This window comes from Allobosea sp. 10L417 (assembly GCF_056395485.1).
On sequence record NZ_JBFTJP010000007.1, the window covers coordinates 188,885 to 209,807 of the forward strand.

The window sequence follows — 20,923 nt, forward strand, 5'->3', positions numbered from 1 at the left end:
TTTTGGATTCTCGCCGGGAGGGCAGCGGCTCCATGCCGTCTCGCCGCAACCGCCGCCGGTTGGGGCGGTCAGGCGTCAGAGCGCGCGCGAAATACCCGGCACCAGCGGCGGCAGGCGCAGCACCGGCCCGGTCGCGTGGTCGAACTGATCGTCGCCGACGCGCGTGACCACCACCCGCCTTGCCACCCCCTCGATTCGCAGGGCGCCGACCAGTCGTCCGCCATTCGACAGCCGCATCAGCAGCGCCTCGGGCACCGTCTGTGTGACACCGTTGACGAGGATGCGGTCGAAGCGGCCGAGCGTGCGATCGGGCTGGAAGCCATCGGCATGGCGCAGATCGATCTGCTGGCCGAAACCGCTGCCGCTGACCCGCTCATGCGCGGCAAGCGCCAGCGAACGATAGCGCTCCAGCGAAACCACCTCGCCGCCCAACGCCGCCAGCAGCGCCGAGACATAGCCGGAACCGGTGCCCACTTCGAGCACGCGCGCGCCCATCTGCATGTCGAGCGCGCCGAGCAAATTGGCGACGGTATGCGGCGCGGTCATCGTCTGGCCGCAAGGCAGCGGCACCGAGACGTCCTCACGCGCGAGATCGGCAAAGCGGGCCGGCGCGAAACGATCGCGCGGCACCCGCTCCATAGCGCGCAGCAGCGTGAGGTCGCGCACCCCCCGCGCCCTCAGCGACAGCAGGAAGGCGACGGTACGTTCGCCCTCGCTGGCCGGCGCCTCCTCGCTCATGCCCCCTCCTCGCCGCCTCTCAGGCGAAGACTTGCGCGAAGCGGGTCAGCGTCGGCTCATGGGTCAGGTCGAGTTCCAGCGGCGTGACCGAGATGCGGTTCTCGGCCATGGCGCGCAGATCGGTGCCGTTCGCCGGCTCCTTGCGGCTGCGCTGGAAGGCTATCCAGAAATAGGGATTGCCGCGCCCGTCCTTGCGAGGCTCGAGCTTGACCAGCTCCTGGTCGCGCCGGCCCTGCACCGTGACGGCAACGCCCTGCACCTCGCTCGGCCCCGCATTGGGGAAGTTGAGGTTGAAGAGCACGCCCTCGGGAATGCCCTCCGCCAACAGCCGGCGGATGATGCCGGGCGCATGATGCTCGGCGCAGTCCCAGCGGATATTGCTGCGGTCGCCGGGCGTATAGGCCTGGCTGACTGCGATCGAGGGAATGCCGAGCAGCGTGCCCTCCATCGCGGCCGCGATGGTGCCGGAATAGGTCACGTCCTCCGCGACGTTGGAGCCGCGGTTGACGCCAGAGAGCACGAGGTCGGGCCGCGCCTCGGCCATCACCGAGCGCACCGCCATGATGACGCAGTCGGTCGGCGTGCCCGCGACGGCGAAGCGCTTCTCGCTGATCTGGCGGAGTCTCAATGGATTCGACAACGACAGCGAATGCGCCACGCCGGACTGGTCGCTCTCCGGCGCCACGACCCAGACATCGTCGGAGAGCTGGCGCGCGATGCGCTCCAGCACTTCCAGCCCCTCGGCATGGATGCCGTCATCATTGGTGACGAGAATACGCATCTCAGGCCGCCTTCTCGATCTTGGTCACGCCGCGCATATAGGGCACCAGAACCTCCGGCACGGTGATCGAGCCGTCGGAATTCTGGTAGTTCTCCATCACCGCGATCAGCGCCCGGCCGACCGCCGTGCCCGACCCGTTGAGGGTGTGGACGAAGAACGGCCCCTTTCCGTCCCTGGTCTTGTAGCGCGCATTCATGCGCCGCGCCTGGAAATCGCCGCAGACCGAGCAGGACGAGATCTCGCGATAGGTCTTCTGGCCGGGCAGCCAGGCCTCGATGTCCCAGGTCTTCTGCGAGGCGAAGCCCATGTCGCCGGTGCACAGGGTCATCACGCGATAATGCAGGTCGAGCTTCTTCAGCACGTTCTCGGCGCAGGCGAGCATGCGCTCATGCTCCTCGCGCGACTTCTCCGGCGCCGTGATCGAGACGAGCTCGACCTTCTCGAACTGGTGCTGGCGCAGCATGCCGCGCGTATCGCGGCCGGCCGAGCCGGCCTCGGCTCGGAAGCAGGGCGTCAGGGCGCTGAATCGAAGCGGCAGCTCCTCCTCGGAAAGGATTGATTCCCTTGCCAGATTGGTCAGCGGAACCTCGGCGGTAGGGATCAGCCAATGCCCCCCGCCGAACGCGTCGCCCCACTGCTCGGCGCGGGCTTGACCGTGGCGCGCGATGGCGAGATCGCGGCGCAGCCCCTCGACGAAGGCGGTGATCTGGTCGCGCTCGTCCGGCGCAACCTTGCCGTCGTGAAGCGCCTGCATCACCGAGTTGAACGTCGCCTGCTCGAGCTTGCCCTCTTCGGACGCCCAGGTCTCCGCCAGCGATTCCCAGACCTCGGCCGCCGCACCGTGGTTCCTCAGATGCTCGGGCATTTCGAAGGCGACGGCACGGAACTGGTCGCCGGCGAATTTCGGCAGCTGCGCCGTGCCGAACATCGCATCGTCGCGCACCAGCAGCGGCGGATTGACCTCCGTATACCCATGCTCCTCGGTGTGAGTGTCGAGCATGAACTGCCCGATCGCCCGCGACAGCCGCGCGACTTGGGCTTGCAGCACGACGAAGCGCGAGCCCGAGAGCTTGGCCGCCTTCTCGAAATCCATCTGGCCGAGCGCTTCGCCCAGCTCGAAATGCTGCTTGGGGTCGTTGATACCCCTCAGCAGCCCGCGCTCCTCCGGCTTCACGCCATGCATATGCAGCACGACATTGTCATGCTCGTCCGCACCATCCGGCACATCGTCGAACGGCACGTTCGGGATCGCGGCGAGCTTCTCGTCGAGCGCCTCCTTCGCGGCCTTCTCCTCGGCCTCGAGCGCCGGCTGCTCTTCCTTGAGCGCCGCGACCTCGGCCTTCAGCTTCTCGGCGAGCGCGACATCCTTCGCGCCCATCGCCTTGCCGATTTCCTTGGAAAGCGCGTTGCGGCGCTCCTGCACGCCCTGCGCCTTGGCGATGGCGGAACGGCGGACATCATCGAGCGCGAGCAGCGACGACGACAGCGGCTCCAGGCCCCGTCGCGCCAAGCCTCCATCGAACGCCGCGGCGTTCTCGCGAATCCATCTGATGTCGTACATCGTCGTCCGGCCATGCATCGCTGCGGAATGCAGCGCAGGATGCTCTAGACCGGGACGACGCGGGAGGGAACAGAGAACCTTGTAGTGACAGGCCACCGAAACGCGCCGTCATCCCGGACAAGCCGCGCAAGCGGCGCCGCTCCGGGATCCATCACTAGGCTCCAGCTCTACGATGGATCCCGGCGCTCCGCTTCGCTGCGGCCGGGATGACGATGCGGGTGAGAAGACGGACATGGACTTCCGTCAATCAAGATGGATCGTATTGTAGAGATCGCGCCAATTCGGATTCCCGGCCTCAATGAGTGCGATCTTCCGCTCACGCCGCCAGTGCTTGACGCGCTTTTCCTGCGCGATCGCCTCGTCGGCACGTTCATGCCGCTCCGCATAGACAAGATGAATGACGCCGTATCGGCGAACGAACTCGGAGCCACGCCCCTCGCGATGTTCAGCGACCCGGCGGCTGAGGCTTTTTGTGACTCCGACGTACAGCGTGCCGTTCCAGCCGCTCGCCATGATGTAGAGCCACATCCCTTCTCTCCGTCATTCCGGACAAGCCGCGAAGCGGCACCGATCCGGAATCTATCGTAGCGCAAGTCGCTTTACGATGGATTCCGGGTCTTTGCTTCGCTGCGCCCGGAGTGACGATGGAGAGGGAGATCGCCTACTCCGCCGCGTCCTCAGCAGCCTTCGCCGCAGCGCTCTTCTTCTCCACCCGGCGCACCGAGAAGATCGAGAGTTCGTAGAGCAGCAGCATCGGGATCGCGAGCATGAGCTGCGAGATCACGTCCGGCGGGGTCAGCACTGCCGCCACGACGAACACGAAGACGATGGCGTAGCGGCGCTTGTCCTTCAGGAACTGCGAATCGATGATGCCGGCCTGCCCGAGCAGGGTCAGGATCACCGGTAGTTGGAAGGCGATGCCGAAAGCGAAGATCAGCGTCATGATCAGCGACAGGTATTCGCTGACCTTCGGCAGCAGCGCGATGCCGGCCTGGGTCTCGGTCGCAGCCTGCTGCATGCCGAGCGAGAACTTCATCAGCACCGGCATGGCGAAGAAGAAGACCAGCAGCGCGCCCAGCGTGAAAAATACCGGCGTTGCGATCAGATACGGCGCGAAGGCGGCCTTCTCGTTCTTGTAGAGGCCGGGCGCGACGAATTTGTAGACCTGCGTCGCGATCACCGGAAAGGCGAAGAAGCCGGCGCCGAAGGCGGCGACCTTGATATGGGTGAAGAGCAGCTCGAGCGGGCCGGTATAGATCAGCTGCGCATTGGCCGCGCTGCCTGCGGCCCAGACATAGGGCTTCACCAGGATGTTGTAGATCTGCGTCGAGAAGCCGAAGCAGATGAAGAACATGATGAGGAAGGCGATCAGCGACTTGATCAGCCGCGCCCTCAGCTCGATCAGATGCTCGATGAGCGGCGCGCGCGAGGCCTCGATGTCGTCCTCGCCCTCGCGAGGAGTGGCGACGCTCATGCGGAAGTCTCCTCACCCTTGGCGTCGGATGCCTTGGGCTTGCGCTTGCGGGTGGGCTTCGGCGCGTCTTGCGGCGCCTCGCTCGAAGCGGCCTCCGGGAAGGCCGTGTCGGGCTCTTCCGGCGCATCCGCCACGACCTTGGCCCGGCGCGCGCGGGCCGGTTTCGCCTTCTCGGCGATCTCGCCCGCCTCGGTGGCGGGCGCAGCTTCGGCAGCCGGGGCGCTCTCGGCCACCAGCTCTTCCTGAGCCTTCGTCTTGCGCGTCCGCTTCGGCTTGGCCGCGGGAACAGACTCCTCGGCAGGCGTCGGCGTCTCGGCGGCGATGTCGATCGGCGGCAGCTCCGGCGCCGGCAGCGCAGCAAGCTTGGCCTCGGCCTCCTTCAGCGCCGCGTCATCGGGCTGGGTGGCTTCACCCGCGCCCGACGCCGAAAAATCCTTCGGCTCCTCGATCGGCTTGTAGTCGGTGTTGAGCGCGCTCGACACCGACCCGCCGACATCCTCGACCTGTTTCTTGAGGTCCGCGAGCTCGGCCTCGCGCATCGCCTCGTTGAACTGCCCCTGGAATTCGGTTGCCATACGCCGGATACGGCCGACCGTCTGGCCGACCGTGCGTAGGGCTTTGGGCAGATCCTTGGGGCCGATCACCACCAGCGCCACCGCGCCGATCAGCACCATCTCGCTCCAGGCGATGTCGAACATCGAGGGCTCGTCCTCTCGGCGCGCCTCCGCTCAGCCGTCAAGGCCGAGGGATCAGAACGCGCGCATCACCAAAACCGCGTCCAGCGGACGCAAGCCGCATCAGCCCTTGTGCTCGGCCTTGGCCTGAGCCTGCGCAGCTGTGTTGCTGGCCTGGGTATGATCGATCACCTTGGGATCGACATTCGTCGCGCTCGGCGTCGGCTCATCGTCCTCCGCCATGCCCTTCTTGAACGATTTGATACCCTTGGCGACATCGCCCATCAGCTCGGACACCTTGCCGCGCCCGAACAGCAGCATCACGATGACGCCGACGACGATCCAATGCCAAATGCTCACGCCACCCATGGCGAAACTCCTCCGAAAATGCCTCGACCGGGAGAAATCCCCAACCCAATCCTGCCCGGTCGATCGCTCGGCGGCGGAACCTATTGATCTGCCGCCGGAAACACAAGGACTTCGTCGGTCGGAATCTCGACGCCGACCTCGTGGCCCACCGTGATCTCGTCCGACAACGCAGCCCGCACCGAGAGCGCACGGTCGAACCCCTCCACGGCGATCAGCAGATGATCGACCTCGCCCAGGAAGCGCCGCGCGACGAGCCGCCCGGGCAGATAGTAGCCCTTCGGCACAATCCGCACCCGATGCGGCCGGATGCAGGCGATCGCCTCACTTCCCTCCGGCACCCCCGGCGCCGCGAAGCGCCCGAGCGGCGTATCGATCGCGCCTCCCGAGACGCGACCTTCGGCCTCGGTAAAATCGCAGAAAAATCGGGCGGCAAAGAGGCTGGCGGGCCTGCGATAGAGCTCCTCCCCCGTGCCGATCTGGACGATGCGCCCGGCCCGCATCAGCACGATGCGGTCGGCGATGCGCATCGCATCCTCCGGATCATGCGTCACGATGATCGAAGTGGCGCCGGTTTCCTCCAGCAGCGCGGCGGTTTCGTCGCGGACCACGTCGCGCAGGCGCCGGTCGAGATTGGAGAAGGGCTCGTCCATCAAGAGCACGCCGGGGCGCGGCGCGATGGCACGCGCCAGTGCCACGCGCTGCTGCTCGCCGCCGGAGAGCATATGCGGGTAGGCCCCGTAGAAATCGGCAAGGCCGACGCGCGCGAGCGCCCTGAGCGCGGTCGCCTCCGTCGACGCGGCGCTCTGCCCGCGCAGGCCGAAGCAGACATTCTCGCCGACGGTCAGATGCGGGAACAGCGCATAATCCTGAAAGACGAAGCCGACACCGCGATGCTCCGGCTCGACGAACCGGTCCGGTGCCGAAACATCGCGCCCTTCCAGCAGCACCCGCCCCGCGCTCGGCCGCTCGACGCCAGCAGCGAGCCTCAGCAGCGTCGTCTTGCCGCAGCCCGACTGGCCGAGCAGCGCGACGATTTCGCCCGGATCGACCATAAGTGAGACGCCGGATAGCGCCGTCACCTCGCCGAAGCGCTGCGTCACGCCCTCGAAGCCGAGCGCCATCGCAATCGCCGCGCCGGCTGTCCCGCGCCGGCCCCAGCCGAGCCACCCCGCCTTGATCTCGCTGCGTGCCAATGATTGCTCCCTGCGCGGCCCAGTTTCTCAGCCCTCATCCTGAGGAGCAGCCGTCAGGCTGCATCTCGAAGGATGCTCCGGAGCGCGCTGGACCATCCTTCGAGACGTTGCTACGCGGCTCCTCAGGATGAGGGCTGAGGTACACGGCGCCGTCCGCCTCACCCCTGTTGCGGCCCGCCCTCGCCGTCGTCAAGCGGGCTGAACAGATCGCCGAGCGGGTCCTCGTCGTCGCGCAAGCCCGGATCGTCGTCGGGAACCGGCACCTGCAAGTCCCGCGTCAGGCGGCCCTCGATGAAGCCGGTTCCCTTCAACTCCTCCAGGCCCGGCAGGTCGTCGATCCGGTCGAGGCCGAAATGATCGAGGAAGCCGGGCGTCGTGCCGTAGGTCACCGGGCGCCCCGGCGAGCGACGCCGTCCGCGCAGCCGCACCCAGCCGGCCTCCAGCAGAATATCGAGCGTGCCCTTGGCGGTGGCGACGCCGCGGATATCCTCGATCTCGGCCCGCGTCACCGGCTGGTGGTAGGCGATGATCGACAGAACCTCGAGCGCGGCGCGCGACAATTTGCGCGGCGGCTCGGCCTCGGCGGCGAGCAGATAGCCAAGGTCCGGCGCCGTCCGGAAGGCCCAACCGCCGGCAACCTGGCGCAGGTTGACGCCGCGCATGGCATAGCTCTCCGCAAGCCGGGCCAGCACCTGCTCGACCACGATGCCGGGCGGGATCGCCCGGCCCAAGGCCTCCGCCGACAGGGGCACCGCCGACGCGAAAAGCAGCGCCTCGACGATGCGCTGTGCCTGGGCGAAAGCTTCGACGCCGCCGCCATCCGCAGCGTCCAGAGGTTCGGCCGTCGCGGCAGTCATGAGGCATCCTTGCCGGCGAAGGGCAGAATCTGCGGCCGTGCCGAACGACGGCGCAGCTCGATCGGCGCGAAAGCCTCGTTCTGCCGCAGGTCGAGAACCCCTTCCCTGACCATTTCGAGCATGGCCGACAGGGCCGAGGCCCTGACCGTCGCCCGCATCTCCCGCGCCGGCAGGCCATGGGAGGTCATGTATTGCGTCAGATAGCTGTCCAGTTCGGTCCAGTCCCCGGCCTCGCCGATCAGTCGCTGCAACGCCTCGCGGGCTTCCACCAGCGACCAGACGACGCGATGGCCGACCGAGATATGCCCCTGCACCCGCTTCTGGCGTTGATGGGCATAGGCCGCGAGCAGGTCGTAGAGCTCGGCTTCCCAGACCGGACGGGCGCCTGCGACGATCTCCTCGGGGGCGCCGCGCGCGAAGATGTCCTGGCCCAGCCGCTCGCGCGAGGCGAGCTTGCGTGCGGCGGCGCGGATCGCTTCCAGCCGGCGCAGGCGGAGCGCCAGCGCCGTAGCGAGATCGGCCGCGCTCGGCTCCTCCCCCTTGGGCGGCTCGGGCAGCAGCAGCCGCGACTTCAGATAGGCCAGCCACGCCGCCATCACGAGGTAGTCGGCCGCGAGCTCCAGCCTGAGCGCCCGCGCCTCCTCGACGAAGGTGAGATATTGCTCCGCCAGCGCCAGGATCGAGATGCGATGAAGATCGACCTTCTGGCGGCGCGCGAGATCGAGCAACAGGTCGAGCGGCCCCTCATAGCCGTCGACATCGACAACGAGCGAGGGCTCGCCTTCACGGCGCGCGGCATCCTCCTCGAATGGCAACTCGGCCGTCATGCAGCTCTGCCCTCTGCCGCGATCGAGCCTCTCGATCTCTCTGCCCTCATCCCGAGGAGCAGCCCTCAGGCTGCGTCTCGAAGGAGGATCCAGTGCGTTCTGGACCATCCTTCGAGACGCCGCTTCGCGGCTCCTCGGGATGAGGGCTGAGATCTAGGGTCGGCACCGAAGCAAATTCGGCTGTTCAGGCGCTCAGCGCAAGCGCGGCGGCCAATTCCGCGCGCGCAGCCTCAAGATCGATCGGCTCGGGCTCGTGCCGGATGCGGCCGAGTGCCGCCGCCGCGCGGCGTGCGCGGATTCCGGTCATTTCCGGAACCGCGCCGGCGATCGCGACCATCTCCTCCATGATGCCGTGGCAGTGCAGGATCACGTCGACGCCGGCGCGAATGGCGGCGCGCGCCTTGGCCTCGAAGGAACCGGACAGCGCCTTCATCGAAATATCATCGGTCATGATCAGCCCGTCGAAGCCAATCTCGCCACGCATGACCTCGCGCACGATCTTGCGGGAGACGGTCGCCGGATGCTTCGGATCGAGCGCCGTGAACACCACATGCGCCGTCATCGCCAACGGCATGTCGGCGAGGTGCCGGAACGGGCGGAAATCATGCGCCCTGAGTTCGTCGAGCGAAGCATCGACGACAGGCAGGTCGTGATGGCTGTCGGCCCGTGCGCGGCCGTGGCCGGGCATGTGCTTGACGACCGGCAGCACGCCGCCGGCGATCAACCCTTCGGCCGCCGCCCGGCCGAGCCGCGCCACCTGATCGGGATCATAGGCATAAGCGCGGTCGCCGATCACGTCATGGCTGCCCGCCACGGGAACGTCGAGCACCGGCAGGCAGTCCACGTCGATGCCGACGCTCTTCAGGTCATGCGCCATCAGCCGCGCCGAAAGCCGGACGATCTCGCGCTGGCGGACGCGGTCGTTGATGGCGTGGAAAGCGCGCGCCGACGGATATTTCGGCCAGTTCGGCGGGCCCATGCGCTGGACGCGCCCGCCCTCCTGATCGATCAGGATCGGCGCATGCCAGCCGACGGTCTCGCGCATCTCCGCCGTTAGAGCCGCAACCTGCTCGGGCGTCTGCGTGTTGCGCTTGAAGAGGATGAAGCCCCAGGGCCGGGCGTCGCGGAAGAAGGCGCGCTCGTCCGCAGTGAGGCTCGTGCCGAGGCAGCCGGCGATGAAGGCGCGCGATGTCATCGTACCGGGTTAGAAAGCGGCGCGGGCGCGGTCAAGAATGATCCGCGCCCGTCCATCGCGTTACTTCACCTGCTGGTAATTCTGCGCGTTGAACGCGTCGAACGGCAGCTCGGCGATGCGGAACCAGAGCTGCTCCTTCTTCCAGTAGGGAAGGAAGGAATCATAGAAAGTCTTGAAGTTGGGATTGCTGGCGGCAAGCTCGCCATACATGGCGAAGGCCTCCTTGAACGCAGCCGCCATCACCTCCTGCGGGAAGGGCCGCAGCTCGGCGCCAGTGCCGGCAAGGCGAATCAGCGCATCGGGATTGTTGTGGTCGTATTTGGCCACGCACAGCGCATTGGCCTCGGCGCAGGCCGCTTCGACGATCGCCTTGTAGGAGGCCGGCAGCTCGTTCCACTTGTCCTGGTTGGCGAGGAAGCTGACATTGGCGTTCCCCTCCCAGAAGCCCGGATAGTAATAGTACTTGGCGACCTTCACGAAGCCGAGCTTCTCGTCGTCATAGGGGCCGGAGAACTCGACCGCATCGAGCGTGCCGCGCTCTAGCGCCGGATAGATGTCGGCGCCGCCGATGGTCTGCGGCACGACACCGAGGCGGGCCATGATCCGGCCGCCGAGGCCGGCGATACGGAACTTCAGCCCCTTCAGATCCTCCAGCGACTTGATCTCCTTGCGGAACCAGCCGCCCATCTGCGCACCGGTGTTGCCGGACGGGATGGTGTAGATGTTGTAGTTCTTCATGAAGGCGCGGCAGAGCTCCAGCCCGCCGCCCTGATAGAGCCAGGCATTCTGCTGGCGCGTGTTGAAGCCGAAGGGCAGCGAGGTCTCGAAAGCGAAGGCCGGGTCCTTGCCGATATAAAAACTCGCCAGCGTGTGGCTGCACTCGACGGTGCCGTTCTGGACGGCGTCGAGAGCCTGCAGGGCCGGCACGATCTCGCCGGGCGCGAAGACCTGAATCTGGAAGTTGTTGTCGGTCGCCTCTGCGACGCGCTTCGCGACATGGGTCGAGATGCCGTAGAGCGTATCCAGGCTCTTCGGATAGCTCGAGGTCAGCCGCCAGTTGATCTTGGGCTGCGACTGCGCGATTGCGGGGGCAGCGATGGCCGCGCTCCCGGCCGCGCCCGCGCCCGCGACCTTGACGAAATGACGGCGATCCATGGGGTAACCTCCAGCTAGCAACGGCTGCCGTGATATCCTTGGCAGCCTTCTGTTGTTGGCAGGCTACTCGCACGGTCGGGGCGGTGAAACAAGCACGCCCCTCACCCCGCCATGCGCCGGTTTCAAAGCAGAACGGCGGCACCCTTCCGGATGCCGCCGCCCAATTCTCAACCTGCTCCGCGCGAGCTCAGTTCTTCGCGATGAAGCACTGCCCGCCCGCGGCCTGGAGCGCCGAGCACATCGTCGACGCATCCTCGCGGGAATAAGGTCCGACGCGCAGGCGATAGACGGTCTTGCCGCCGGCCAGCTCCGTCTTTCGGACGATCGGCGACTGGCCGCCGAGCTGCTGCGGATATTTGCGCTGCAGCGCGGCAAAGGTGGCCCGAGCCTCGGCTTCGCTGCCCGGCGCGCCGAGCTGCACCACGAAATCGCCGGTCCCGGCCCGTACCGCGGCCGTCGCCGGAGCAGCCTCGGGTGCGGCCGACGCCGGAGCGCTGGCAAGACGGGTCGGAGCCGCCGGCGTGGTCGCGGCAGGCGGTGTCGTCGCACGCTCTTGAACCTTGGGCGCGGCAGGAGCGGGCGCCGCAGCTGCGGAGCGCTGCGGCGAGGGCTGCGCACTCGCCGTGGCAGTGCCGAGCGAGCGGCTCGGGGCCGAGCCCGTCGCGATCGGCTGGTCGATTCCGGTGGGAACCGGCGTTCCATCGGGACGGATCGCGACCGTGCGGACCTTGCGCGGCTCGCCCAGCCCCGGCACCGGAGGCATCGGGATCAGGCCGGGCTCGGCCGGCGTGATGCTGCGCTCCGGCGCGCTCGGCGCGGCGGCCAGAGCCGATCCGGCACCGGGCCCCGGCATGACGACGCGGGGCGGCATCGAGCGGGCGGCCTGCTGAACGTCGACCGGCTGCTCCTCATTGTTGACCAGCTTGCTCTGGCCTTGCGGAGCCTCGGCGCTGCGCTCGTAGATCTGCTTGTTCTGGTTCGGAATCTCGGCGCCGCCCGGATTGGCGGGCTCGACCTTGACCGGGCCACGGTCGGCCGCGATCATCGGTGGCTGGCCGTCCTTGGTCGCCGAACCGCCGCGCATTGCGAAGGTCGCGCCGACGCCGACGAGGCCGACGGCGATGACCGCCGCGGCCGCCCAGAGCCCCTTGCGCGAGCGACGCGGTTCCAGATCCGGCAGATCGTCTTCGGCATATTCCTGGGCCTGAGCGCCGTGCTGGGCCTGGGCGTAGGAGTGCTGGGCCTGCGCATAGGAATATTGCGCCGGCTCTTCGGCATAGGCGGCCTGCATCGCATGGACGCCGCCTTGCTCATCGAGGTCGCGGGCCTGCACGCCGCCGCGCATCGGTGCCGGCTGGGTGTAAGGCAGCGGCTCGGGCAGATCATAATCGTCATACTGAGGTTCGGCATGAACCTGCGGCGGCGCGGCCGGAGCGGCGGAGGTCTGCGCCTGCCGCCTCGGCTCGGTCTGCCGCAGCAGCGCCTCGAATTCATCAAGGGCACCGCGCAGCTCGGCCGGCGGCGCAGCCTGAAGGGGCACGGCCGGCGCGGGAGCCGGCGGCACAACCTCGAAGCTCGGCTCCTGTCGCGGCACCGATCGCGGCGCCGCCGCACGGCGCTCGGCAAAGATATCCTTCAGCGGGTCGTCCTGCCCGACGATGCGGGTCAGCTCCGCCAGCGGATCGGGCGCATGGCCGGAGCGCGGCGCCTGCCCTGCCCCGCGAAGCTGGCGCTCGAGATCTTCAAGATCGAGCGCGAAACGATTCCTAGCGGGCTCACTCATGGTACGATCCATTGCAGCACGAGCCGCCTCCCCCTATGGAAAAGGCGATATCCCGCGCGGTCAACTTGACCTCGTGCGCGCCGCCGGAAATCTCCGTCAGCGCATCTCTTCCGGCGCCGCAACTCCGGCGACAGCCAGACCGGAAGCAAGGACGCTGCGCACTGCGTGCACGAACGCCAATCTCGCCAAGGTCGACTTTCGATCAGTTTGATTAACGAATCGTAATTGCGGCGAGTCTTTGCCCTTGTTCCACAATGAGTGGAAAGCGCTCGCCAGTTCGTGGACGAAAAATGCCACGCGATGCGGCTCGTGCGCCGCGGCCGCTCCCTCGATGATTCGCGGATAGGCCGCGATCGTCTTGAGAATGCCGACCTCGGCCTCGTCGGTCAGGATCGAGAGATCGGCTCCGGCCAGCGCCGCCGGCGAGAGATCGAGATCGGGGAAAACCTCGCGCGCCTGACGGAAGATCGAAGCACAGCGCGCATGCGCGTACTGGACGTAGAAGACCGGATTGTCCTTCGACTGCTCGACCACTTTGGCGAGGTCGAAATCCAGCGTCGCGTCGTTCTTGCGGAAAATCATCATGAAGCGCACGGCGTCGCGGCCGACCTCGTCGATGACCTCCCGCAGGGTGACGAAATCCCCGGAGCGCTTGGACATGCGCACCTGCTCGCCGTTGCGCAGCAGGCGCACGAGCTGGCAGAGCTTGACGTCGAGCGAGCCCTGCCCGTTCGTCACCGCCTTCACCGCCGCCTGCATGCGCTTGACATAGCCGCCATGGTCGGCGCCCCAGACGTCGATCATCTCCGGGAAACCGCGGACGAACTTCGAGCGGTGATAGGCGATGTCGTTGGCGAAATAGGTGTAGCTGCCGTCCGACTTCAGCAGCGGCCGGTCGACATCGTCGCCGAACCGGGTGGCGCGGAACAGGGTCTGCTCGCGATCCTCCCAATCCTCGTCCTTTTGCCCCTTCGGCGGCGGCAGCCGGCCCTCGTAAACCAGATCGCGCGAGCGCAGATCCTCGATGGTCTGGTGCACGGCGTTGACATCGCCGTCCCTGCCCTGCAGCGAGCGCTCCGAGAAAAAGAGGTCGTGGACGACGCCGAGCGCAGCAAGATCGTCGCGGATCATCGCCATCATGCCGTCGATCGCGGCCTGCCGGACGAGCGGGAGCCAGTCCCACTCGGCCTTGTCGCGCAGCGCCGGCCCGTATCGGTCGGCCAGCGACTGCCCGACCGAGATCAGATAATCACCGGGATAGAGCCCTTCCGGGATCGCGCCGATATCCTCCCCCAGCGCCTCGCGGTAGCGCAGGAACGCCGAGCGGGCGAGCACGTCGACCTGCGCGCCGGCATCGTTGATGTAGTATTCGCGCGTGACGTCATGTCCGGCGAAGGCGAGCAGGCTCGCCAACGCGTCGCCGAACACGGCGCCGCGGCCATGGCCGACATGCATCGGCCCGGTCGGGTTGGCCGAGACATACTCGACATTGACCCTGGGTTCCGGCTTCTGCGCGCCGCGCCCGTAATCCAGCCCGGCCTCGATGGCCGCCTTCAGCACCGCCGTGAACACGGCCGGCTGCAGCGTCAGGTTGATGAAGCCGGGGCCGGCGATCTCCGCCTTGGTGATCTCCGGGTCCTTCGCCAGTTCCTCGACCAGCAGCGCTGCCAGTGCCCGTGGGTTCGTGCCGGCATCCTTGGCCAGCACCATCGCGGCATTGGTGGCGAGATCGCCATGGGCCGGATCCTTGGTCGGCTCGACCACGACGCGCGCGAGATTGAGGCCGGCCGGAAGCGAGCCTCGCTCGGCGAGTGCCGAGAGCGCGGCGTGAAGACGGGCGGAATAGATCTCGAACAGGTTCATTGCGGCCACGAATGCGGAGGAAAGCCGCCCGGCCCTATCGCAGCGGGGGGGTAACGTCAAACAGACGACGGTGCTCGTCGAGCGCATACCAGTCCGTCATGCCGGCAATGTAGTCGGCGATGCGGCGCATCCGGCGGTGATCGTCGAGCCCGTCGCAGCCCGCCGCCCATTCCTCCGGCATTGCAGCAGGATCGGCGCTGAAGCGCTCGAACAGCTCGCGCACCACCTGCGCCGCCTGCTCGCGGATCGGCGCGATCCGCGGGTGCCGGTACATGTTGGGATAGAGGAAGCCCTTGATGGCGCGGTCGGCGGCCTCGATCGCTGGCGAGAAGGCGACGACCGGCGCGTCCGCGCGCCGGATCGCATCGGCGTCGGCCGGCGCCAGCGCCACGAGCCGCGCCTGCGCCTCCCGGATCACGTCCTCGACGAATCGGGTGATCACCCGGCGGACGAGCTCATTGGTCAGGCGCGGCCGTTCCAATCCCGGATGCAATCGCTCGATCTCGCCAAGCAGTTCCGCCAGGAACGGCACGGCTCTGAGTTCGGCATGGCCGAACAGCCCGGCCCGCAGGCCGTCGTCGATGTCGTGGGCATTGTAGGCGATGTCGTCGGCCAGTGCCGCGGCCTGCGCCTCGGCCGAGGCATAGCTATCGAGCCAGAGATCTTGACGCTGCTGATACTCGACGATCGCGATGGGGATGCCGGCCTTGGCATAACGCGCCGTCGGCCTGCCCTCTCGGTCGAGCAACGGGCCGTTGTGCTTGACGAGGCCTTCCAGTGTCTCCCAGCTCAGATTGAGTCCGTCGAAATCGGCATAGCGCTGCTCCAGCCGCGTCACGATCCGGAGCGTCTGGGCGTTGTGGTCGAAACCACCGAAGCCGGTCATGCACTCTTCCAGCGCGTCCTCGCCGGTGTGGCCGAAGGGCGTATGGCCAAGGTCGTGCGCCAGCGCCAGCGCCTCGGCCAGGTCCTCGTCGAGGCCGAGCGCGCGCGCCAGGGCGCGGGCGATCTGTGCGACCTCGATCGTGTGGGTCAGCCGGGTCCGGTAGTGGTCGCCTTCGTGCGACACGAAGACCTGTGTCTTGTGCTTCAGCCGGCGGAAGGCGGTCGAATGGATGATGCGGTCGCGATCACGTTGGAATTCGCCGCGCGTCGCGGAGGCCGGCTCGCCGACGAGCCGCCCGCGGCTCATGCTGGAGCGGCAGGCATAAGGCGCGCGCCAGCGCTCTCCCGGCTCGATGCCGGCAGCGAAGGAAAAGCCGAAGGGTGGGCTCTGTGGATCCGGCATGGCAGCCCCGTCGCGGCGCCGTGCTTGTAGAGGCGCTGCGGGGCCATTACCTTTCAGGACAACCAGGGTGCAAGGAGCATCTGCCCATGTCGACCGATCTTGCGGTCAACCCGCGCGGCATCGCGGTCACCGCAAATGCCGCGAAACGAATTCTCTCGGTGATGGCTCAGGAGCCGCCGGGCTCGATGCTGCGCGTCAGCGTCGCCGGTGGCGGCTGCTCCGGCTTCCAATATATCTTCGACGTCGACCGGGAGCGGGCGCCGGACGATCTCGTCATCGAGCGCGACGGCGCGACCGTCCTGATCGACGAGACCTCGCTCGATCTGCTGGAGGGTTGCACCATCGACTTCGTCGACGACCTGATTGGTCAGTCCTTCCGCATCACCAACCCGAATGCGACGAGTTCCTGTGGTTGCGGAACCTCCTTCGCCGTCTAGGTGCCTAGCCCGCGGTTCCGGACAGCCGCGTCGGCATCGCCCTCGTCTCGATATGCCGTCCGAGGCGGGCGGCCGAGGCGGCGACGATCACTTCGCCAAAAACCCGCACCAGATCGCGATCGAGCTTTCCCGCCATCCCGACCAGCACGGCATAGGCCTCCTCCGGGGGCATCGGCGGCTTGTAGGGGCGCCGCTCGATCAGGGCCGCATAGATGTCGCAGATCGTGATCATCCGAACCGGATCCGGAATCTGGCCGCCAATCAGTCCCTGCGGATAGCCGGATCCGTCGAGGTATTCGTGGTGTGAAAGCACCACAGCCAGAATCATCGGCGCGTATCCACCCTGCGCGACCAGCATGTCATGGCCGATCTGCGGATGTTGCCAGATGGTCTTGCGCTCCTCCGCCGTCAGTCCGCCGGGCTTGCGCAGAATTGCGAGCGGAATCCGCGCCTTGCCGATGTCGTGAAGCACGGCCGCGCCGGTGATGAGCCGTCGATCGGCCTCGCCGAAGCCGAGGCGGTGCGCAAAAGCGGCCGCCAGCCCCGAGACGAGCAGGCAATGCTGATAGGTGGCGTCGTCATGTTGCCAGACGAGATCGAGCCACGCATCGAGGTCACCGCCTTCCGCCGCACGATTGAGCGCCTCGACGCTGCCGTTGATCGCCGCTGCCGGCAGATGTCCCCCGGTCGCAGCCGCATCGAGCAGATCGCCGAGGGCTGCCGAGGCTGCGATGAAACGGCCCTGGAGCCCGGCGCCGGTGCTCGTCGGAGCGGCCGAGCCGAGCAGATGGCCGACCCTGTCCAGCAGAACGGAGCGAGGCGCGTCGACGGACAGCACCTCGCGCGCACCGAGTGCGTGAGCCTGCGTCTGAGAACGCGGCGACATGTCTCCCAGCAAGAAAAGGCAGGGCGCTCCGGCGAGTCGATAGGGTGCGAGGATGGTACGCGCCGTCTCGATGGCGGCGCGGCTCGACAGGTCGAGATCGACGACGAGCAGCCGACCGCTTGCCGTAACGGAGCCCAGCTCGCTCGGGCCGCACGCCGAACAGGCGCCCCAGAGCGAGAGCGTACGCTGCAGTGAATGGCGCCGGCCGTCGTGATCGCTGACGAGAACGAGGATGGAGAGGCCTCCCGAGAAAGCCTCATCATAAGCGCGTCGATTGAGGAAGCGTAAAAGCGAACTGCGTGCTTAAGCCGATCGGCCGGAATGTCGCCGACAGCGGCTCGGCGACGCGCCCGATTTCGTCGTCATGCTTAGCGGTTCGTCAATGCGAGACGGCAGCACCGCCCTGCTCGAGCCTGATCTCTGCGGCCATCAACCCCTTCGGCCCGGGGCCGTAGCGCACCAGAACTGTCTGTCCCGGGATCAGCTCGACGAGGCCGTAGCGCCGCAGCGTCTCCATATGCACGAAGATGTCGGGTGCGCCCTCGCCCTTTGAGACGAAGCCGAAGCCGCGCAGCCGGTTGAACCATTTCACCACCATGAGCTCGAGCCCGCTGGTCGGCGTAACCGCGACGTTCGTGCGCGCCATCGGCATCTCGGAGGGGTGGCGCCCGGAGGAGGTGTCGATCGAGAGCACCCTCACGGCCTGGCGCCCGCGATTCTTCTCGACGGCTTCGAGCACGATGCGAGCGCCTTCCGCTATCGTATTGAAACCATCGCGCTTCAGAATGGTGACATGCACGAGGATATCGGCGCCGCCCGTTTCGGGAACGACGAAGCCGTAGCCTTTCGAGACGTCGAACCATTTGACGTAGCCGGCAATCTCGACCGGAACCTCGGAAGCGTGACCGCTTGGCCCATCGAGCCGCATGACGCGGTTGAGTGACTGGATGGGACCCATCGGTGGCCGCCCGCTCTCACCGAATTCGTCGGACATGTGCCGCTCGCCCCCACGCACAACGCTTGATTCGTGTAGCCACGATAGCATCGCTAAGGATGCGGTATACAGCCCCCACGCCGTCGTCCACATCTCCGCGGGCTCCGATGGTGCGGAAACTGCCGCTCGCGCCCGTCAGGATGCGGGACCGGCCTCGGATGGCTCCTATCGAGCCTATCGACTCAGGGGGCGAGCCGCCCCAGGGCCGCTCCGCTTTCCGCGCGGATGACGAGATCGGCGATCGGATCGAGCTCCGTCGGCTCCCGATTGAGGATGACGAGCTTCGCGCCCTGCCGCTTCGCGATCACGGGCAGCGTCGCCGCAGGGTAGACGACCAGCGACGAGCCGACGACGAGGAAGAGGTCGCAATCCAGCGCAAGCGCCTGCGCCCGCATCATCGCCTCCTGCGGCATCGCCTGGCCGAAAGAGATCGTCGCCGATTTCACCGGCCCCGTGCACATGATGCAGCTCGGCGGCTCGCCGCTCGCCTCGAAGGCCGGGCGGATCGCCGCGAGCTCATGGCGCCAGCCGCATGTGAGGCAGGTCGCGTAGGTGCCGTTGCCGTGCAGCTCGATCACCTGATCGGCCGGCACGCCGGAGGCCTGGTGCAGCCCGTCGATGTTCTGGGTGATGATGGCGGGGGAACGCCCGTCCGCGACCAGCTTCGCCAGGGCCTGATGGCCGATATTGGGCCGGGCCTCGCGATAGTGGTCGTCCATCGTGAATTTGCGCCGCCAGGCCTCGATCCGCGCCTCGCGGCTCTGCACGAACGCCTCGAACGGGATCGGCTTGTTGACCATCCAGGGCGAACCGGGCGAACGGAAATCCGGCACGCCCGATTCCGTCGAGATGCCGGCGCCTGTGAAGCTGAGAATGCTGTCGGCCCGGTCGAGCATCGCATGAAGCTCGGCGATCGCGTCCTCGGTCTCGTCCTGCATGGCTGCGCTCACCCGGTTGAACTGGAAGCCCGCCAGATATGGGCCGCGCTTGCGACGCTTCCAAGGCGATTGACGCAACGAGGCGCAGGCAGCAAACCAGTCGGATCATGCCGACGCCCCTGCTCGCCCCGCTCAATCCCGATCTCATCGACACCGGCACCCCGCCCATCCCCGAGGCCCAGGGCTGGGCGCGCGCCTATGACGGGCGCTTCGGACCGCTGGTCGACCTGTCGCAGGCCGTCCCCGGCTCGCCGCCGCCGCAGGTGCTGCTCGACAAGCTCGCCGAGGCGGCTGCGGACGCCTCCGCCACGCGCTATGGCAGCATCACCGGTGACGCATCGCTGCGCGCAGCCTATGCGGCGGAGATTTCGCGGATCTACGGCGCGCCCTTCGCCCCCGGCGAAGTGGCCGTCACCTCGGGCTGCAATCAGGCCTACGCCGTGACCATGATGGCGCTCGCCCGAGCCGGCGACAACGTGCTGCTGCCGACGCCCTGGTACTTCAATCACGAGATGACGCTGACGATGCTAGGCATCGAGCCGCGCCCGTTGCCCTGCGCACCCCAGGCCGGGTTCGTCCCCGACACGGCGACGGCAGAGGCGCTGATCGACGATCGCACCCGCGCGATCGTGCTGGTCACGCCCAACAACCCGACGGGCGCGGTCTACCCACCGGAAACCATTGCGGCATTCGCCGCACTCTGTGCCCGGCGCGGCATCTGGCTGGTGCTCGACGAGACCTATCGCGACTTCCTGCCCGCCACTATCGCAACGCCGCATGAGGTCTTCACCGCAAGCGGCTGGCAGGATTCAGTGATCGGTCTCTACAGCTTCTCGAAGGCTTATGCCGTTCCCGGCTGGCGGCTCGGAGCCATTACGGCAGGAGAGGCCGTCCTAACCCAGATCGGCAAGGTGCTCGACTGCGTGCAGATCAGCCCGGTTCGAGCCGGGCAGACCGCCATCACCTGGGGCATCGACGGCATCCGCGACTGGCGCGAGCGCAACCGCGCCGAGATCAACGACCGCGCGGCATCGTTCCGCGGGGCGATGGCGCCGCTGAACGACTGGCGTGTGCTGTCGGCAGGCGCCTATTTCGCCTATGTCGCCCACCCCTTCGAAGGCACGCCGGCAGCCGAGGTCGTGCGCCGCCTGGTAGAGGAGCGCGGCGTCCTCGCCCTGCCCGGCCCCTATTTCGGGCCTGGGCAGGAAAACCATCTGCGCATCGCGATCGCCAATGTCGCAGCCGAGCGGATCGGCCTGCTCGGCGACCGGCTCAAGGGCTTCTCGATCTGAGAGATTTGCCGGGAGCGCAGTTGCCCCGTCATGCTCGCCCTTGTGGCGAGCATCCACGTCTTGGGCACCGCATATTGTGAACGAAGACGTGGATGGTCGGGCCAAGCCCGACCATGACGCGAGAATGGGCCAGAGCTTCCGTACAGGAGACCGCTTCTACCGGAACAGCGCCCGGTAGCGGTCGCGATAGGCGAAGACCAGCAGCAAGCCCAGCACCGTCATGATGAGCGCGATGGGAAGACCCTGCGGGTTCAGCACGAGGTGGAAGAACACGATCACCGTCATGATCGGCGCGAGCAGCGCGAGGCCCAAGGCCGGCGCCAGGTTGAACAGCAGGTTCAATCCCCCGACCAGGTTCACCACCTTGACCATCGGCCAGATGAAGCCCGAGTTCTGAAGGGCCGCCTCGAAGGCGAGCCCGCGTTCGCTCGTCGGCGGATGAATGAGATTGGTCCCGGTCGCCAGCCACCAAAAGCCGTCGATGGCGCTGACGAGGAAAAGCAGCCCGAGCAGAACACGCGGGATCGTTACGAGAAACACGGTCTTCATGATGTCCCCAACCGATGGCAGATAAGCCGGCCCACCTCGACGGTCGCGCCGGCCCGCTGCTTGGTCGCA

21 protein-coding genes are annotated in these 20,923 nt (G+C 67.2%); 2 read left to right on the forward strand and 19 right to left on the reverse strand.

Annotation, left to right across the window (positions count from 1 at the left end):
- Nucleotides 1-75: 75 nt before the first annotated feature.
- From AC1DE3_RS18255 to AC1DE3_RS18325, 15 genes are all read right to left on the reverse strand, one after another.
- Nucleotides 76-738: a protein-L-isoaspartate O-methyltransferase family protein gene (locus AC1DE3_RS18255; protein ID WP_476778652.1), complete on the reverse strand. Its 663-nt coding sequence runs from the start codon at nt 736-738 to the stop codon at nt 76-78.
- A 19-nt stretch (nt 739-757) separates the two neighbouring features.
- Nucleotides 758-1,519 carry a 5'/3'-nucleotidase SurE gene (gene surE / locus AC1DE3_RS18260; RefSeq protein ID WP_476778653.1) on the reverse strand — a complete coding sequence of 254 codons (762 nt, stop codon included), beginning with the start codon at nt 1,517-1,519 and terminating at the stop codon, nt 758-760.
- A gap of 1 nt (nt 1,520) precedes the next feature.
- Nucleotides 1,521-3,080 carry a serine--tRNA ligase gene (gene serS, locus AC1DE3_RS18265; RefSeq protein ID WP_476778654.1) on the reverse strand — a complete coding sequence of 520 codons (1,560 nt, stop codon included), beginning with the start codon at nt 3,078-3,080 and terminating at the stop codon, nt 1,521-1,523.
- A 243-nt stretch (nt 3,081-3,323) separates the two neighbouring features.
- Nucleotides 3,324-3,608, reverse strand: coding sequence for a GIY-YIG nuclease family protein (locus AC1DE3_RS18270; RefSeq protein ID WP_476778655.1), 285 nt, complete (start codon nt 3,606-3,608; stop codon nt 3,324-3,326).
- Nucleotides 3,609-3,741: 133 nt separating this feature from the next.
- Entirely contained in the window at nt 3,742-4,554 is an 813-nt protein-coding gene (gene tatC / locus AC1DE3_RS18275) for a twin-arginine translocase subunit TatC (protein WP_476778656.1), read from the reverse strand.
- Nucleotides 4,551-5,252 (reverse strand): Sec-independent protein translocase protein TatB, encoded by a 702-nt coding sequence (tatB, locus tag AC1DE3_RS18280; protein WP_476778657.1) that lies wholly within the window; start codon nt 5,250-5,252, stop codon nt 4,551-4,553. The genes tatC and tatB overlap by 4 nt, the downstream gene beginning before the upstream one ends.
- A gap of 99 nt (nt 5,253-5,351) precedes the next feature.
- Nucleotides 5,352-5,597, reverse strand: a complete 246-nt coding sequence (locus AC1DE3_RS18285) for a twin-arginine translocase TatA/TatE family subunit (protein ID WP_441470671.1) — start codon at nt 5,595-5,597, stop codon at nt 5,352-5,354.
- Between the two features lie 80 nt (nt 5,598-5,677).
- Entirely contained in the window at nt 5,678-6,790 is a 1,113-nt protein-coding gene (locus AC1DE3_RS18290; RefSeq protein ID WP_476778658.1) for an ABC transporter ATP-binding protein, read from the reverse strand.
- 158 nt (nt 6,791-6,948) lie between these two features.
- Nucleotides 6,949-7,647, reverse strand: coding sequence for an SMC-Scp complex subunit ScpB (gene scpB / locus AC1DE3_RS18295; RefSeq protein WP_476778659.1), 699 nt, complete (start codon nt 7,645-7,647; stop codon nt 6,949-6,951).
- Nucleotides 7,644-8,474 (reverse strand): segregation and condensation protein A, encoded by an 831-nt coding sequence (locus AC1DE3_RS18300; RefSeq protein WP_441512732.1) that lies wholly within the window; start codon nt 8,472-8,474, stop codon nt 7,644-7,646. Before AC1DE3_RS18300 ends, scpB begins: the two co-directional genes overlap by 4 nt.
- 184 nt (nt 8,475-8,658) lie before the next feature.
- Nucleotides 8,659-9,669 (reverse strand): beta-N-acetylhexosaminidase, encoded by a 1,011-nt coding sequence (nagZ, locus tag AC1DE3_RS18305; RefSeq protein WP_476852632.1) that lies wholly within the window; start codon nt 9,667-9,669, stop codon nt 8,659-8,661.
- Nucleotides 9,670-9,729: 60 nt separating this feature from the next.
- Entirely contained in the window at nt 9,730-10,824 is a 1,095-nt protein-coding gene (locus tag AC1DE3_RS18310; RefSeq protein ID WP_441470675.1) for a TRAP transporter substrate-binding protein, read from the reverse strand.
- A 187-nt stretch (nt 10,825-11,011) separates the two neighbouring features.
- A complete protein-coding gene (locus AC1DE3_RS18315; protein WP_476778661.1) occupies nt 11,012-12,607 on the reverse strand; it encodes an SPOR domain-containing protein in 1,596 nt (531 codons plus the stop codon).
- Between the two features lie 96 nt (nt 12,608-12,703).
- The gene (gene argS, locus AC1DE3_RS18320; protein WP_476778662.1) at nt 12,704-14,470 is read right to left on the reverse strand and encodes an arginine--tRNA ligase; all 1,767 of its coding nucleotides are present in this window, start codon (nt 14,468-14,470) and stop codon (nt 12,704-12,706) included.
- Nucleotides 14,471-14,504: 34 nt separating this feature from the next.
- Nucleotides 14,505-15,758 carry a deoxyguanosinetriphosphate triphosphohydrolase gene (locus tag AC1DE3_RS18325; protein ID WP_476778663.1) on the reverse strand — a complete coding sequence of 418 codons (1,254 nt, stop codon included), beginning with the start codon at nt 15,756-15,758 and terminating at the stop codon, nt 14,505-14,507.
- Nucleotides 15,759-15,844: 86 nt separating this feature from the next.
- Between AC1DE3_RS18325 and AC1DE3_RS18330 the strand changes: the two genes are divergently transcribed.
- The gene (locus AC1DE3_RS18330) at nt 15,845-16,195 is read left to right on the forward strand and encodes a HesB/IscA family protein (RefSeq protein WP_441512737.1); all 351 of its coding nucleotides are present in this window, start codon (nt 15,845-15,847) and stop codon (nt 16,193-16,195) included.
- 4 nt (nt 16,196-16,199) lie between these two features.
- Here AC1DE3_RS18330 and AC1DE3_RS18335 read toward each other — a convergent pair whose 3' ends face one another.
- The 3 genes from AC1DE3_RS18335 to AC1DE3_RS18345 all read right to left on the reverse strand — a co-directional run bounded on the left by AC1DE3_RS18335 (nt 16,200) and on the right by AC1DE3_RS18345 (nt 19,013).
- Nucleotides 16,200-17,081, reverse strand: a complete 882-nt coding sequence (locus AC1DE3_RS18335; protein WP_476778664.1) for an HD-GYP domain-containing protein — start codon at nt 17,079-17,081, stop codon at nt 16,200-16,202.
- A gap of 379 nt (nt 17,082-17,460) precedes the next feature.
- Nucleotides 17,461-18,075, reverse strand: a complete 615-nt coding sequence (locus AC1DE3_RS18340) for a cold-shock protein (protein WP_476852633.1) — start codon at nt 18,073-18,075, stop codon at nt 17,461-17,463.
- A 182-nt stretch (nt 18,076-18,257) separates the two neighbouring features.
- The gene (locus AC1DE3_RS18345) at nt 18,258-19,013 is read right to left on the reverse strand and encodes an SIR2 family NAD-dependent protein deacylase (protein WP_441512740.1); all 756 of its coding nucleotides are present in this window, start codon (nt 19,011-19,013) and stop codon (nt 18,258-18,260) included.
- A gap of 107 nt (nt 19,014-19,120) precedes the next feature.
- Between AC1DE3_RS18345 and AC1DE3_RS18350 the strand changes: the two genes are divergently transcribed.
- Nucleotides 19,121-20,305, forward strand: a complete 1,185-nt coding sequence (locus tag AC1DE3_RS18350) for an aminotransferase (protein ID WP_476778666.1) — start codon at nt 19,121-19,123, stop codon at nt 20,303-20,305.
- A gap of 156 nt (nt 20,306-20,461) precedes the next feature.
- Here AC1DE3_RS18350 and AC1DE3_RS18355 read toward each other — a convergent pair whose 3' ends face one another.
- On the reverse strand, nt 20,462-20,854 hold the full coding sequence (locus tag AC1DE3_RS18355; protein WP_476778667.1) for a hypothetical protein: 393 nt from the start codon (nt 20,852-20,854) through the stop codon (nt 20,462-20,464).
- Between the last annotated feature and the right edge of the window lie 69 nt (nt 20,855-20,923).